Origin of the sequence: Deinococcus metallilatus, from assembly GCF_004758605.1 — a bacterium.
Classification (GTDB): Bacteria; Deinococcota; Deinococci; order Deinococcales; family Deinococcaceae; genus Deinococcus; species Deinococcus metallilatus.
In genome coordinates, this window is the sequence record NZ_CP038510.1 from 485,001 (window position 1) to 498,458 (window position 13,458).

Genomic DNA, 13,458 nt, shown 5'->3' on the forward strand with positions numbered 1-13,458 from the left:
CTGAGGCCTTCCGCCGTGAAGTGGACGAAGTGCCGCCACGCTTGAAAGCGCTGGGCGAAGACCTTCGGAAACGCCCGTTCAACTGACGCGTACTCAGCGAGTGCCCAGAGCGGAGGCCAGATGAACACTTAGCGGGAAATTCTGTTCCAACTCTAGTGGAACCCCTAGGCGTTCTCCACGGGTTTCCCCGGGCGGATGAAGACCTGCCCGATGCCCCGCCCGTGGGCCCACTGATCCAGGCCCTGCTGGCAGCGGTGCTGACCGTCAGCGGCCTGATCGGCCTGCTCGCGGCCCTGCCCGTGGCCTGGGCCGTGAGCCGTCTGCGGGTTTCCGAGGCACTCCGGGCCGAGTGAGGTGCGGACGAGGATGAGCTGGGCCGCACCGACGGGTTGTGGTAGACAGGGAAGGATGCCCGGTCTGGCCCGCCTGCTGCTCTCGCCCCCGAGTTGCCGTGACGTGGAGGTGCTGCGCCGGGCGGTGGGAGGGAAGACGGTGCTCATTACCGGGGCGTCCTTCGGCATCGGGGAGGCGACCGCGCGGCTGTTCGGTCAGGCGGGGGCAGAAGTGCTGCTGGTGGCCCGCACGGAGGAAAAACTGCGTGCGGTCGCTGATTCCATTCGGGGATCGGGAGGCCGGGCGCACGCCTACCCGCTGGACCTGTCCCGCACGGGGGACATCGCGCCGCGGATGGAGGAGGTGCAGCGTCTCCACCCCCGCATCGACCTCGTGATCAGCAACGCCGGGAAGTCGATCCGGCGTCCGGCGCTGGAGTCCCTGGAGCGGCGTGACCTGGAGCGCTCGCTGGCCGTCAACTTCACCGGCCCGGCGGCGCTGATCCTCGCGCTGCTGCCGCGCATGATCGGGCAGGGCGGGGGCCAGATCATCAGCGTCTCCACGGTATCCGCCAAGCCGCCCGCCGCGCCGCGCTGGGCCTCCTACCAGGGGAGCAAGGCGGGGTTCGACCTGTGGCTGCGGGGCCTGGCCCCGGAGGTGCGGGGGCGGGGCGTCCGGGTGAGCAGCGTGTACATGCCCCTGGTGCGCACCCGCATGAGCGCGGCCAGCGGGCTCTACCGCCGCGCCCCCGCCCTCACGCCCCGGGAGGCCGCCGAGATCATCGCGGGCACGGTGGTGCGGCCCCGGGACCGGGTCGCGCCGTGGTGGCTGGGCGCCCAGGAACTCGCCGCCCTGCTCCTGCCCGGCGTCCTCGATGGCGTGCTGAGCAGGCTGGAGGACCGCGAGCGGCGGCGCGGGGAAGGGGCGCGGCCGTGAGCCTGCTGCTCGACGCCCTGCGGGCGGTGGGACGCACCGGGTTGCTGCACCCTGATCCCCCGGGGGCTCTCCGGCAATGGGCCACGCTCACCGCCCGGCACGGCGTCTCCCTGTACAGCGTGGCCGCCTGGTCCGCCGCGCGCTTCCCGGACGCCCCGGCCCTCGTCGAGCCGGAGGGGAGCACGACCTTCGGGGAACTGGTGGGGCAGGCGGACCTGATCGCGGACGCGCTGGCCGGGTGGGTGGGTCCCGGGGCGGCGGTCGGCCTGCTCGCGCGCAACCACGCCACCTTCGTCGCCACCCTGCTCGCCTGCGGGCGGCTGGGGCTGCGGGTGGTCCTCCTGAACACGACCTTCTCTGCTCAGCAGACGCTGGAGGTGTGCCGGACCCAGGGCCTGGAGCTGCTGGTGGTGGATGACGAGTGGTTACCTGGCCTGCGCGAGCGTGGGACGGACCTGCCCCTCTGGCCCACCTCGCGGGTGGGGGCGCTCCGGCGTGAGGAGGTGGCGGGGAGGCCCGTGCGGCGGGGCCGGGGCAGCATCGTCATCCTGAGTTCGGGGAGCACCGGGGCGCCCAAGGCCGTGAGGAGGAGCGTCAACCCCGCCGAGTTGTTGCGGACCCTCACGTCCCTGCTGGACCAGCTCGGGCTGCGTGCCCGGTCCCCGACCCTGCTGACCATCCCCCTCTTTCACGGGCACGGGCTGATGACCCTCGGGCTGAGCCTGGCGATGGGCGCACCCCTCCACCTCTTTGCACGGGGCACACCAGAAGCGTACTGGCGGACGCTCGCCGGGGAAGGCATTGAGGTCCTCGTCCTCGTGCCCACCGTCCTGTACCGCCTGCTGGAGACGCCCCATCCCGGTCGGGCCGAGCATCTGCGAACCATCGTCTGCGGTTCGGCCCCGCTGAGCGGCGACCTCGCCACCCGCGCCCTCTCGCGCTTCGGGCCGGTGCTCTACAACCTCTACGGCGGCAGCGAGTTCGGCCTGGTGTCTCTGGCGACCCCCGGGCACCTCCTGGCCGCGCCGGACAGCGTCGGATCTGTCCTGCCTGGCGTGCAGGTCGCCATCCGCCGCCCGGACGGTACCCCCGCCCCCTTCGGTGAGATCGGCGAAGTGGTCGTGCGGGGTGCCATGGTGCAGGGGGAGCCAGGCTCGGCGCTGGGCACGGGCGACCTGGGGCGGCTCACTCCCTCCGGGTGGCTGAGTCTGGCCGGGCGGCGCGACGACCTGCTGATCATCGGCGGGGAGAACGTCGCCCCGGAGGCGGTGGAGGCCCGCATCGCGGAGTTGGGCTACGTGCGGGAGTGCGCGGTGGTCGGCCTCCCCAGCGAGGAATACGGGCAGGCCCTCGCCGCCCTGATCGTCCTGCACGACGGGCACCGCCACGTGACGCGGGAAAGGGTTGAACTCGACCTCCGGCCCCTTCTGCCCCGGATGTTGCGGCCCGCGTCCATCACCTTCGTGGAAGAATTGCCGAGGAATGCTCTGGGGAAACTGGTGCGCAGGCGGCTCAAGGTGGAGGGCGGCACGGAGGAAGGTCTGGGGGCTGCCGCTGGCCCTCGCGGCCCTGCTGGGAACGGCTGATGCGCAGGGACTGTACGTGCAGGAGGTGCATGACATGACCGGCCTGCCGGTGCTGGTCAAGCATGTGCGGTGTCAAGCGAGCGGTCACCCGGACACGTTGGCCGACGTTTCCCTGATCCAACAGGGGGGGCAGTACCGGATCGGGCGCGTGACGTACAACGAGGGGGCCAGGGCGGTGCTCGACCAGGGCCAGACCTTTCCCATCACCCGCCGCGCCTACGAGCGGTACGTGCTGGGCGGGGAGTCTTTCACCGAGTTCGGGATGAACGCCCTGCTGGGCCTGTGGCGGGTCCTGGGGATGAGCTTTCGCCTTGACGATGCCGAGTACCACTGCACGGTCAGTTGAGGGGAAGGGCCCTGCGCGCCCGTGGGGGCTGGAAGACGGGTCCCGGGAAGTTGGCCGTGTGGCGGTAGCGGGAGAGCCATGAGGCTGTACACCACCCAACCCCTCGCCGCGCTGGCCTGCCTGAACTCGGGTTCGCCCTACCAGCTCCGCCGCGATCTGTGCGAGCGGGACGGGGAGTACGGCAGCAGGATAATGTGCCGGTTCGTCGTTCCGTTGTTAGCGTGAGGCCAGGCCCGGTTCCTGAGCCTCAATCTGGAGGGTTGTCGGGCTGGACGCACTGCTGGTTCATGGACAGGGCAGGCTTGCCGGAGCTGCTGTTCTGAGGCCGTTAGTCGTCTTGCGGCACCAGACGTTGGGCCACGTCCACCGCGAGCTGGTAGGCCGCCTCGCTGCTGAACCCGGCGTCGGCGGGGGTAAGCTGCTGGGCATGGTCGCGCAGCCCGGCCTGACGGAGCAGGGCGGGGGGCAGATAGGGCACGTTGGCGTCCTGGCAGGCCTTCCAGAGGGCGCGCCGGAGCGCCTGGTCATCGGGGTACTCGAAGACGTGGCCCTGGGCGTGCAGGGGACCACCGGCTTGCCGGGCGAGGCGGTCGAGGGCCTGTAGCGCCGCGGGATGGACGGTGCTGGCGGTGCGGCGGCGCAGGACCTGGCCGCGGGGGAAGTTGACATCCTCCCAGGTGAGGGCCAGCAGTTCGCCGGGGGTGAAGGCGGCGTGGTCGATCAGGAGCAGGGCGGCGTGGAGCGGCGCATCGTCCTGGGTCTGGAGGTGAAGCCGGGTGATGTCGGCACGTTCCTGCAGGGCCTGGGCCTTGCGTTTGGCGCTGGGGCGGGGGAGATGGCGCAGGGGTTCGCCGTGGAAGAGCCCTTCCCGTTCGAGCAGGCGGTAGAGGCGGGCGAGGAGGGAGGCGCGGGTGTGGACCGTGCGGGGGCTGGCGGTGTGTTCGCCATGGATGGTGCGGCGCAAGGGCGCGTAGAGCCAGGCCTGGAAGTCGGCGGGCGGGTGGAGGAGATCAAGGTGATCTTTCTTTGCCTGCTCGAACACCGGTTTGAGGTTGGAGTGGGTGATCTTGCGGCTGCTGGGGCTGCGGGTATGGAGATCAGGGAGCAGGGCGATCACCTGGTCGAGGTCGTACCGGTGCAGGGCCAGGACCAGCTTCTGGGCGCGTTCGTCAGCGGGGTGCATGGTTCAGTTTAACCATTGATATACATTAGGAGAAGAGAGGGCGTCTCTCCTGTCCCGCACCCGTCAAATTTCGCGCTGGTGGTAAGAGGTTTTTGCACGTTCCACCACGTTCCACACAAACCCCAGGACAGCATCCCCGTACTGCTGGCGCCTCAGCGTGCGCCTTACGGCCAGACGACCCACGGCAACTCAACCTTCCCTGCGTCCTCCAGCAATTCCGCCCCCAGACGCTCACGCAGCCAGCAAGCCACATCACGGTCAGCAGGGTCGAACACACCACTGTCATGCTTTCCTGCAACAGCCAGGTGCTGACCCCCTTCCTCGGCTACGGCTCCTCGACGCGGATGGATGAAAGTACAAAGTTTGGGCCAACCACTCAATTTGCCTCTGGAGTTAGCCCTACAGGTCTTGCGAGCTGCTGCAGAGGCTCACGCCTAAAGCCTCCGCACTAGGTGGGCAGCCTATATACAGCTATATAGCGATCTGGAAACCCGCCTTGAGCTGAGCATGTCCTGTCTCTCCTCCGTCAGGAGCACGCACAGATGACGTTACCCTTTGATAATCACAGGGGCCAGGACAGGCATATAGCAGGGCATCAGAGACGTTCACCCGCACGAGGTCCACAAACTGAAGCCCACCTGGCGGGGTGCCCAAGCCTGGGCTTGTCCACCTGGGGCTGGTGCCAGTGCAGAAGCTCACCTCACGCTGAGGCAGTAGGACATGCATAGCAAGGGAAGAGCGTTTTGCAAACAACGTGAAACTGGATAGGTAGGCAGGAGCTTTGGGAAATCCGCTGCACCTGTCATCTGTTGTATATCAATATCGAAATCCCACCTCGTCCAGGCCCGAATCACCCGCAGGCTTCGCAGCGCCCAGCAGCCGGGGACGAGCAGCGTGGCCAGGCGGGTCAGGGGCTCATCTGGCGGGGTAGTGGCAGAGCCCCACAGGCCGTAGGTCGTGCGCCAGCAGAGTTTCGCCATAATGAACGCGCCCGACCATTCCGTCACGGCACCTCCACCACCGGGCAAGAGATCCGCCTTGCGACCACGCGGCGTAACGGCCTCACGGTAGTAACGGAACGACGAACCAGCATATTCCCCGTTTTATTCGTGCAGCACGTCCTTTGGGTCACATAAGGGGCGCAAGCCGTCCCGCTTGACCGCCTCCGCCAGAGTGAAGGCCCACCGTCCCTCTAGGTGGAGATCCTTGAACCGCAAGGGGGACAGGCGCGCCACGTCCTGTCGCGCACCTCCACGCCAAGCCCTGAGCACGCAGATGCTCGGCGGCCGGGACCAGCTACCGGCTGTTCCACAGGGTCATGGCATTCAGCACCAACCCGAGCACGCCCAGTTGATCTTCCTGTCCCGCCCGATACCGCTGGCGAAGTTCCCCCTGGTGCCGGTGGAAGACCATCCACGATTGAATTGCCGCAGATGTGCCACGGTAGGTCTCGTCATGGACAGAGTTCGGCCTGCTCGCCTGACCAAACGAACTGCGGGAAACCCGGTTACGTTGCCAGAGTTGGCAGATTCAAGGTGGCGACGGTGTGCCCTGCCCGATGACTGAACTCGAGCGTCCCCTGAAGTTGCGTCACCAGTGTACGCGTCAAGCTCAGGCCTAGGCCGTACCCCGGGCGGTCTACCTCCGCACCACGCAGGTAAGGCTCCCCAACCCGTGCCAGGAGGTCGGCTGGGAAGGGCCGCCCATCGTTCTGGATGGTCCAGACCGTCTGTCCCGGGTGCTGAATCAGGCTGACCTGCACGGTCGTCTCCGCGTACTTCCCCGCATTCTCGAGCAGACCCCGCAGGACCAAGCGCAGCACGTCCGCGTTCGCGTGCAGGCTCTGGAGTTCGCCGGGGGCGGTGAGCGTCACCTGGAGGTGGGGCCGGAGTTCACAGAGTTCCTCCAGCAGTTGTGCGGTGAGCGGCAGGAGCTGGAGCGGCGCCCACTCAGCCGCCAGCGTCTCGGCCCGCAGGTGATCCAGCAGCGTGCGCGTCAGGGCCGTCAGCTCGTCCACCGCGCTGAGCGCGAGGCCAACCTGCCCGAGGTCCTGCCGTTTCACGGCCCGTTCCAGCCGACCGCGGATCACGGTGAGGGGGGTGTTGAGTTCGTGTGCGGCATAGGCCGCGAACCGGCGCTCCGTCTGCAAGGCGTCTTCCAGGCGGGTGAGCAGGGTGTTGATGGCCCGCGCCGTCTGCGCTGTCTCGTCGCGGGCGGTGGGCACGTCCAGCCGGGCAGACCAGTGCCCCTGTCGGGCGATGGTCACCGTGGCGCGGGCCAGGCGGCGGGCGGGGGCCAGGGCCGCGCGCGTGAGCCACAGCCCGCTCAGACTGCACAGGAGCAGGACGAGGGGGCCGAAGGTCCAGAGGTTGCGGCTGAGACGCTGGAGAAGTTGCCGGTCCTGCCCCAGCCACACGGCGACACGAGCACGGGCACCTCCAGAAATGTTCACGGTATAGAGCCGCCAGACACATGTGGCGCACGGCCCGGCCAGCGTCTGAAAGCCGGTCCGGTCGTTCAGGAGCGGCAGGGGCAGGGGCTGCACGCCCCAGTGGGCATGGCCTGCCGGGGTCGTGATCCAGACTTCGAGCTGTGGGGTGCCCAGTTCCAGGAGGGCCTGAATCTCAGCGGGCGTTCGCCCGGCCCCCAGCAGGTTCGTGATCCGGCCCGCGACCCCCCGGAGCTGACGGTCCGCATTCAGCGTCTGCGTTCGTTCGACGGCCTGGGCTACCCAAGTTCCCATCACCAGCAGGCACGTCCCCACCACCAGCGCCCAGACCAGTACGAGGCGCACGCCCAAGGTCAGCCGACGAAACAATAGCCCTGCCCCCGGCGCGTCCCGATGGCGTCCCCGGTCAGCTTCTGCCGCAGCAGGCGGACATGGGTGTCCACGGTGCGGGCGTCCGAGAGAGAGTCGTTGGGCCAGACCCGGGCGAAGATGCTCTCGCGCGTGAAATATCCTCCGGCGTTCAGCGCCAGGAACTCCAGAACGTCGCGTTCGCGGCGGTGCAGGTTCACCGGCTGCCCTTCCCAGAGCGGTGGGCCGCCCGCCAGATCCAGGGTGAGGCGCCCCACCGTGAGGGTGTTGCTGGGCTGGTCGTGGACGCGGCGCCACAGGGCACGCAGGCGCGCCACCAGTTCCTCGCCCGCAAACGGTTTGGTGAGGTAATCGTCCGCCCCGCTGTTCAAGCCCTGCACCCGGTCCGGCAGGGCGGAACGGGCGGTCAGGATCAGGACGGGCAGCCGCCGCCCCTGCCCCCGCCACGCCTGGAGGACGTCGAAGCCGGAGTGGCGGGGCAACATCAGGTCCAGCACGGCCACGTCGAACGAGTAGGTGCGCTCCAGATGGAGGGCTTCTTCTCCGTCCCGTGCCCACTCCACCTGAAACCCTTCATCCTGGAGGAGATCGCGGACCAGGCTCCCGACCCCCTCATGATCCTCCACCAGCAGGACTTTCATGCTCTTCCTCCTCGTCCGGTTCGCAGTACGCTGGCACGTCTATTCGACATCCTCGATGGTCAGCACGTCCTGGGGGGCGATGGTGTGACCCTGGTAAACAAACGGCGCGCTGCGGAAGTTTGCCACGACGGTGAGGCGTTTGTGGCCCGCCTGAAAGACGCTGCGCTGAACCTGACGGTCGTCGGTCAGCCACTGGAAGTCGGTCAGCGGGGCCGTGCCGTAGGTGCGGTGGAGGGGGCTGAAGCGGCGGTAGTAGGCGACGATCTCGGCGCGGTCCTGTGGGAAGGAATCCCGCGAGATATGGAATTGCAGGGGTTCCAGAAAGAGGAAACTGCGGGCACGCAGGGCCGCTTTCAGGTTGGAGAACTTGTTGGCGGACGTGAGCCAGTGGTTGGTGTTGATCACGCTGTCGTGCAGGGCGGCCTCGTACAGGGGGAGCTGGAACGCCGCATTGCCGTAGCGGTCCAGCAGGGAGGGCTTGAGGGGCACCGACTTGAAGAACACGTCGGGTTGCGCGGCGGGATAATAACGGCCCAGGAAATAGGGGGAATTCTTGTCGGCCAGATCCGGGTCCACCCAGCGGCCCAGGGCCGGGGTCAGGTAGCCTTCCCCCACGTGAATGAGGTCCGCGAAGAGGTACGAGCCGCCCTCGGAGCCGACCACCAGGTGGCGGTCCGCGAGCCACTTCAGGCGCTTGCGGCGGGCTTCGACCTGCTCGGCCATGCGGCTGGGGTGCCGGGGGTTGTAGTCCTCCTGCACATTGGCGGTGGCGTCCACATCCAGAAAGTAATAGTTGTAGGGCGCCGCCGTGAAGTTCTGCTGCACCCTCTTCTGAAAGAATGGGAAGGCGTAAGCCGCATTGAGGGTGCGCCCCACCCCCTGAAAGCCGGTCACGTACTGGCCCTGCTTGTTCATGACGCCGCCTTCCTCATAGGCGGGCGCGGGCAACTGCGCGGTGGGCCAGGTGCGGTCCGACCCGGCCCAAGCCCTGGGGTGAACGCTCTCGTAGGAGTCGTAGGGTCCCATCAGGTACCCCAGGGCGCGGGCACGCTGAACCACGTCGCGATGCCTGGCGGTATCGCTGGCGTCCTGAACCGCCAGCCGTGCCCGGTCGATGCCAGCGGCTTTCAGGTCGTTGAGCAGGGCCAGGGAAACCCCCTGCCCCCCGCTTGTTCCTGGGACGAACACGCCGGGAAACAGGCGTTGCAGGGCGGTGATGAGGCTCGCGGCGGCGGATTGGTTCGCGTAAGGCCCGCGGGTGGTGGCCTGGTTGATCCCTTCCACCAGGGTCCGCCGGACGTACGCATTCATCTCGTTGCTGGAGGCTGCCTGCTGGAGTTGCTTTCTGGTATCGGCATCCATCAGCTTCAGGAGGGACTGGCCCGGCGTGGAGGTCGTCAGGCCGCTCAGCAATCTTTTCCAGCCGTCAGGTCGAATGTCCTGTGTCCCGATCACGCCGCTGCCCCAGAGATAGGCGAACAGCGCGCCCTTGAGCTTTTCCGCGTCGGGGAGCGCGCCAATCTTGTCCGCGAAGCTGCGGAAATGACCGCTGCGTTGCAGGGAGGCGCGAAAGACCAGGGCGGGTTCAATGGGCGTCTTGCCGGGGGTCAGCGTGAGTTCATACGTCTGCTCTTCCGGCCCCTGGCGGTTCAGGAACTCGTGTTGCAGGGCGAGCCGGGCGGGTTGGAGCTTCAGGGTGTTGTGGAAGGGCGTCTCGAGGCGCCAGGTCTGGATGCCCTGCGCGCCCTTGAGCGCCACGAAAGGCATGTTGAGGTCCTCGGTGGTGTTCAAGCCATCGATGTCCGCGAGGAGGTCTTTCCGGTTCAGGGGAATGAGGCGACCGCTGCCCTGGGGCAGGATCAGGGCCTGCTGGTCCTGAAAAGGCAGGACGGGCCAGAGGAGGGTGGTGGGCTGATCGGCGCGGACGCGAACCTGCAAGACGCCGTTCTGGACGCTGGCCTTGATCACGAGGTGGCGTTCGGGCCAGCGCCAGGTCGAGGAGGTGGCCGACACTTGGAGCACCTCGACCGTGTTCGGGGCCGTGCCCTGGGCCAGGAGAACCTGCCGCGCCCCTTGCCGAAGTTCGACCCGGAGCGTGGATGGATCAAGCGCCATCGTCCCCCTGGGGGTTTGCAGGGTGATGGGGCGGGCGGCCGCCTGGGTCAGGCCCAAGGCGGCGATCAGCAGCAAGGCGTTATGCATGGCGCGAGTGTGGCGAGCAGCAGTGAACTGAGGGTGAACTGCCTGTTTCCTCAGTCGAACGGATGTTGCAGTTGACTCGGAGGGTGCCTCTATGGGGTTCTGGCAACTGAACCTGAACGGGGTGGATTTCTCCGGCAGGCGAGCTGAGTGTCAGACCGCCTGCCACAACACCTCCAGCCAGATGTGGAAAGCGGTGGACTGATGACAACGTTTCCGGGTCGCTGCATCCTGGGAGAGCTGGTCAAGCAGGGCGAGTCGCGCCCTTTGCGTGGCCCGGACGACGTGCTGCACGAATAAAAAGGGGAATATGCCGGTTCACCGTTCCATTGCTACCGCGAGGCCGTAACCAATGCCCCTGGAAGGGAAGTGGCGATGGTCACGGCGCTCAAGCACAAGCCCGGAGGCGTCACCCCTGCTGCTGATGTCGGTCCTGTGCCAGGGTCAGCTGCATGTTGCCGGTCAAGCGGTCATTGGCATACGCCCGGCAGGCAAACATGTGCAGATCACCCTGGCTCTCCGTAGGGGTGACTTCAAAACGGGCGGCCTCACCCGCCCAGCAAAAGTCCTGCGCCTCCACGCTGGCCCGCACCACCCGGTACGGCACCTGGCCGTTCCCGAGTTCAAAACCCGCCAGGTCGGCGAGTTGGCCCATCAAGATGGCCACGGGCAGCGCCGGATAGTGCTCGAAATGCCCGGCGCAGGCCTCGGTCGGCACGCGCTCCACGCTGCGGATGAGCGTGGAGCCACGCCGTTCCAGCCGTCCTGTCGGCAACGCGCCCAGCGCGGCGGCTCCCGAGGTGGGCTGACGACGCGACTGAAAAAGCCGGTCAAAGGCCGCCTCGGTCAGAATGGTGTATTCGACCTCCAGCCGCGCGAGCGGTGCCCCGGACACACTCGCCCGAATGGTCGCGCGAGCGGCACGCTTGGTCAGGGCATCCAGGTGGGCCTGCAGGGTGACGGGCGCCCCGTAAGGCGCGTCACTCGGGAAGCCCTCGTACCAGGCCTGCTGGGCCAGATAGTAGCGGCGCTTACCGTCACCCTGCGCCAGCGCCGCGCTACATAGTCCGGCGATGGCGGTATGTCGGCTGAGTTCCGCGCCCTGCATCGGGCCGACTTCGGCCCCCTGCGGCAGCCCGGCGCTGATCTTGGCACTGAACGTCTCGCCGCTGGAGGACAGGTCGCCCAGTGCGAAATACGGCGGGCGCACGCAAATACGGCTGAGCAGGGCTGCTTCGTCCACCGGCGTCGAGGTGGCAGGGCTGGGGGCAGTCAAGGGTACATGCAGCATGTTGGCCTCCCGAACGGCGGGGCACGCCGACTCTGTGGCGAGGTTGTGCGTTATTTAACGAAGTTGAGCAGAGCATCTTTATATGCTGCCGGGCGCATTCCGGATTTTAATGTTTCCTTAATCCAACCGGACGACTTTCCCTCAAGCCTGGCCCCACTCCCGCCTGGCTACCGGACCGGCTGGATGTGCGCTTCCAGTTCATGGGGTGGCATGGGCCGCGCAAAGTAAAATCCCTGGCCCAACTGGCACCCCAGGGCACGGACCATGGCCAGTTGGGCGTGCGTCTCGATGCCCTCCGCCACAACCTCGAGGTCGAGCGTCTGCGCGATGGTCAGGATGGCCTCGATCAACGCGAGCGCGTACTGCGGAGTGCGCCGGGGTGACCCCAGGTCACGCACGAACGAGCGGTCGATCTTGATGGTGCTGATGGGCAGGTCGCGCAGGTACGACAGGGACGAGTACCCGGTGCCGAAGTCATCGATGGCCAGGGTCACGCCCAGTCGCTGCAAGGCGCACAACGTCTGCTGCACCGCCCCGAAGTTGCCCAGCACGGCGCCCTCGGTCAACTCGAGTTCGAGCTGGTCCGCTGGCACACCCGCATCGGCGAGCGCGGCCTCGACCATGTTCACGAAGTCCGGCTGCGCGACCTGGAGCGGCGCGACGTTCACGGCCAGCCTGAACACCTGGCCTGTGCGCTGGTGCCAGCGCCGCAACTGGGCGCACGCCTCGCGGAGAACCCAGGTGCCGATGGGCACGATGGCGCCGCTGCTTTCGGCAAGGGGAATGAACTGCGCCGGGGACACCAGACCGAGCTGCGGGTGCCGCCAGCGGAGCAGCGCCTCGACCTTGACGAGCCTGCCGTCACACAGGTCGTACACACCCTGGTACTCCAGGTGAAACTCACCGTACCCGAGCGCGTTTTGCAAGTCGCGCTCGAGCAGCTTGCGGCGCTCCACCTCCGCGTCGACGTCCGGGGTGTACGGCCGCACCCCGTTCTTGCCGGTGCTCTTGACCTGGTACATCGCCACATCGGCGTGCCGCAGCAGCGTCCCGGCATCCTGCCCATCCTCGGGAAAGACACTGATGCCCACGCTCGCCGTGATATTCATCACCGCGCCGCGCAGGACCAGCGGCGCGCAGAGCTGTCTGAGCAGCATCCGGGCCGCGCGCACCGCCTCTTCCCGCCCCAGGTCGGACAGCACCACCACAAATTCGTCGCCGCTGATGCGCGCGGTCATGGCTCCCCCGGTGCCAAACGTCCGGAACCGCTCGGCCAGGACTCCCAGCAACTCGTCCCCGGCCTCGTGCCCCAACGTGTCATTGATCAGCTTGAACCCGTCGACATCCACGAACAGCACGGCCAGCCGCCGGTTCGAGTGCGCCGCCTCCTCCAGGGCACGCTCCAGCGACTGATTGAACTGCAAGCGGTTGGGCAACTCGGTCAACAGGTCGGTAAAGGCGAGGTGCTGCATCGTCTCCGCCCGGGCCTCGGCGCGGACCACCCGCTCCTTGAAGCCGATAAAGGCGCCGGTCAGGGCCAGCAGGGTCAGATTGGCGAGGTTGTACTGCGACAACGCGAAGACCACGCCGTAATTCAGGTGCGGCCCCCAGGAGGTGACCACGTACGCCGCGCTGAGGAGCAGGGTCGTGCCGAAGAACACGTAGGCCACCGTGCGCCCGGAGCGCACGTCCGGCACAAAGAACGACAGCACGTACAGGGCAGGCACCCAAAAAAACGTTTCGGTCATCTCGGCCTGCATCGATGTCCCCGGAGGGACCAGGAACAGAACGTACACGAACTTGGTCAGAAAGTACGTGCTGGACGCCGTGATGATGCCGAACACGACCAGGCTCGTGCGGTCACGCCGCAGGAGCAAGGTCAGCTCGAACGCGGTCAGGCCCAACGCGAGCAGCGGATAAGCAACCTCGTCCAGGCGGGTCCGCTGCCCGCTCAGGGGATCGAGGATCGCTCCCAGCACGAAGGCGAGGATGGCGAACGGCAGCGCGACGAGGAGGCTCCTGCGCCAGCCATCCTCACCCGAAACCGGGTGGGCCGTCGCCGCGCGCTCAAGTTGTTCCCGCCACCGGAATCTCGTCATGCCGCCGTGCCGTTCAGTTGAGCAGG

Annotated in this window: 12 protein-coding genes (1 of these 12 cut by a window edge); 5 read left to right on the forward strand and 7 right to left on the reverse strand. The window is 67.3% G+C overall.

Features of this window, described 5'->3' with window-relative positions; all coding sequences use genetic code 11:
- The 5 genes from E5F05_RS02135 to E5F05_RS02150 form a co-directional block, all read left to right on the forward strand.
- Nucleotides 1–86 carry the 3' end of a bacterial transcriptional activator domain-containing protein gene (locus E5F05_RS02135; protein ID WP_146719828.1) on the forward strand. 310 nt of this gene lie to the left of the window's left edge, so only the last 86 of its 396 coding nucleotides appear in the window; its start codon lies beyond the left edge, outside the window; its stop codon occupies nt 84–86.
- 135 nt (nt 87–221) lie between these two features.
- The gene (locus E5F05_RS21830; RefSeq protein WP_260177302.1) at nt 222–353 is read left to right on the forward strand and encodes a hypothetical protein; all 132 of its coding nucleotides are present in this window, start codon (nt 222–224) and stop codon (nt 351–353) included.
- A 55-nt stretch (nt 354–408) separates the two neighbouring features.
- The gene (locus E5F05_RS02140; RefSeq protein WP_146719829.1) at nt 409–1,269 is read left to right on the forward strand and encodes an SDR family NAD(P)-dependent oxidoreductase; all 861 of its coding nucleotides are present in this window, start codon (nt 409–411) and stop codon (nt 1,267–1,269) included.
- Nucleotides 1,266–2,855 carry an AMP-binding protein gene (locus E5F05_RS02145; protein WP_184117647.1) on the forward strand — a complete coding sequence of 530 codons (1,590 nt, stop codon included), beginning with the start codon at nt 1,266–1,268 and terminating at the stop codon, nt 2,853–2,855. The genes E5F05_RS02140 and E5F05_RS02145 overlap by 4 nt, the downstream gene beginning before the upstream one ends.
- Before the next feature lie 34 nt (nt 2,856–2,889).
- Entirely contained in the window at nt 2,890–3,201 is a 312-nt protein-coding gene (locus tag E5F05_RS02150; protein WP_146719831.1) for a hypothetical protein, read from the forward strand.
- Between the two features lie 328 nt (nt 3,202–3,529).
- Here the strand turns inward: E5F05_RS02150 and E5F05_RS02155 are convergent, their stop codons facing one another.
- From E5F05_RS02155 to E5F05_RS02185, 7 genes are all read right to left on the reverse strand, one after another.
- The gene (locus tag E5F05_RS02155) at nt 3,530–4,384 is read right to left on the reverse strand and encodes a site-specific integrase (RefSeq protein WP_146719832.1); all 855 of its coding nucleotides are present in this window, start codon (nt 4,382–4,384) and stop codon (nt 3,530–3,532) included.
- A 1,296-nt stretch (nt 4,385–5,680) separates the two neighbouring features.
- Entirely contained in the window at nt 5,681–5,797 is a 117-nt protein-coding gene (locus E5F05_RS22040) for a Tn3 family transposase (RefSeq protein WP_146719833.1), read from the reverse strand.
- A 94-nt stretch (nt 5,798–5,891) separates the two neighbouring features.
- Nucleotides 5,892–7,178, reverse strand: coding sequence for a sensor histidine kinase (locus tag E5F05_RS02165; RefSeq protein WP_146719834.1), 1,287 nt, complete (start codon nt 7,176–7,178; stop codon nt 5,892–5,894).
- A gap of 8 nt (nt 7,179–7,186) precedes the next feature.
- On the reverse strand, nt 7,187–7,843 hold the full coding sequence (locus tag E5F05_RS02170; RefSeq protein ID WP_146719835.1) for a response regulator transcription factor: 657 nt from the start codon (nt 7,841–7,843) through the stop codon (nt 7,187–7,189).
- Between the two features lie 39 nt (nt 7,844–7,882).
- Nucleotides 7,883–10,045 (reverse strand): glycoside hydrolase, encoded by a 2,163-nt coding sequence (locus tag E5F05_RS02175; protein WP_146719836.1) that lies wholly within the window; start codon nt 10,043–10,045, stop codon nt 7,883–7,885.
- Between the two features lie 406 nt (nt 10,046–10,451).
- Nucleotides 10,452–11,333, reverse strand: a complete 882-nt coding sequence (locus E5F05_RS02180; RefSeq protein ID WP_146719837.1) for a hypothetical protein — start codon at nt 11,331–11,333, stop codon at nt 10,452–10,454.
- Nucleotides 11,334–11,500: 167 nt separating this feature from the next.
- A complete protein-coding gene (locus tag E5F05_RS02185; RefSeq protein ID WP_146719838.1) occupies nt 11,501–13,432 on the reverse strand; it encodes a putative bifunctional diguanylate cyclase/phosphodiesterase in 1,932 nt (643 codons plus the stop codon).
- Nucleotides 13,433–13,458: the final 26 nt, after the last annotated feature.

Bases quoted from the DNA above. Each gene is read 5' to 3' on its own strand.
- E5F05_RS02140 (WP_146719829.1), top strand. From the start codon at position 409: ATGCCCGGTCTGGCCCGCCTGCTGCTCTCGCCCCCGAGTTGCCGTGAC.
- E5F05_RS02150 (WP_146719831.1), top strand. From the start codon at position 2,890: ATGACCGGCCTGCCGGTGCTGGTCAAGCATGTGCGGTGTCAAGCGAGC.
- E5F05_RS02155 (WP_146719832.1), bottom strand. From the start codon at position 4,384: ATGCACCCCGCTGACGAACGCGCCCAGAAGCTGGTCCTGGCCCTGCAC.
- E5F05_RS22040 (WP_146719833.1), bottom strand. From the start codon at position 5,797: ATGGTCTTCCACCGGCACCAGGGGGAACTTCGCCAGCGGTATCGGGCG.
- E5F05_RS02170 (WP_146719835.1), bottom strand. From the start codon at position 7,843: ATGAAAGTCCTGCTGGTGGAGGATCATGAGGGGGTCGGGAGCCTGGTC.
- E5F05_RS02175 (WP_146719836.1), bottom strand. From the start codon at position 10,045: ATGCATAACGCCTTGCTGCTGATCGCCGCCTTGGGCCTGACCCAGGCG.
- E5F05_RS02180 (WP_146719837.1), bottom strand. From the start codon at position 11,333: ATGCTGCATGTACCCTTGACTGCCCCCAGCCCTGCCACCTCGACGCCG.
- E5F05_RS02185 (WP_146719838.1), bottom strand. From the start codon at position 13,432: ATGACGAGATTCCGGTGGCGGGAACAACTTGAGCGCGCGGCGACGGCC.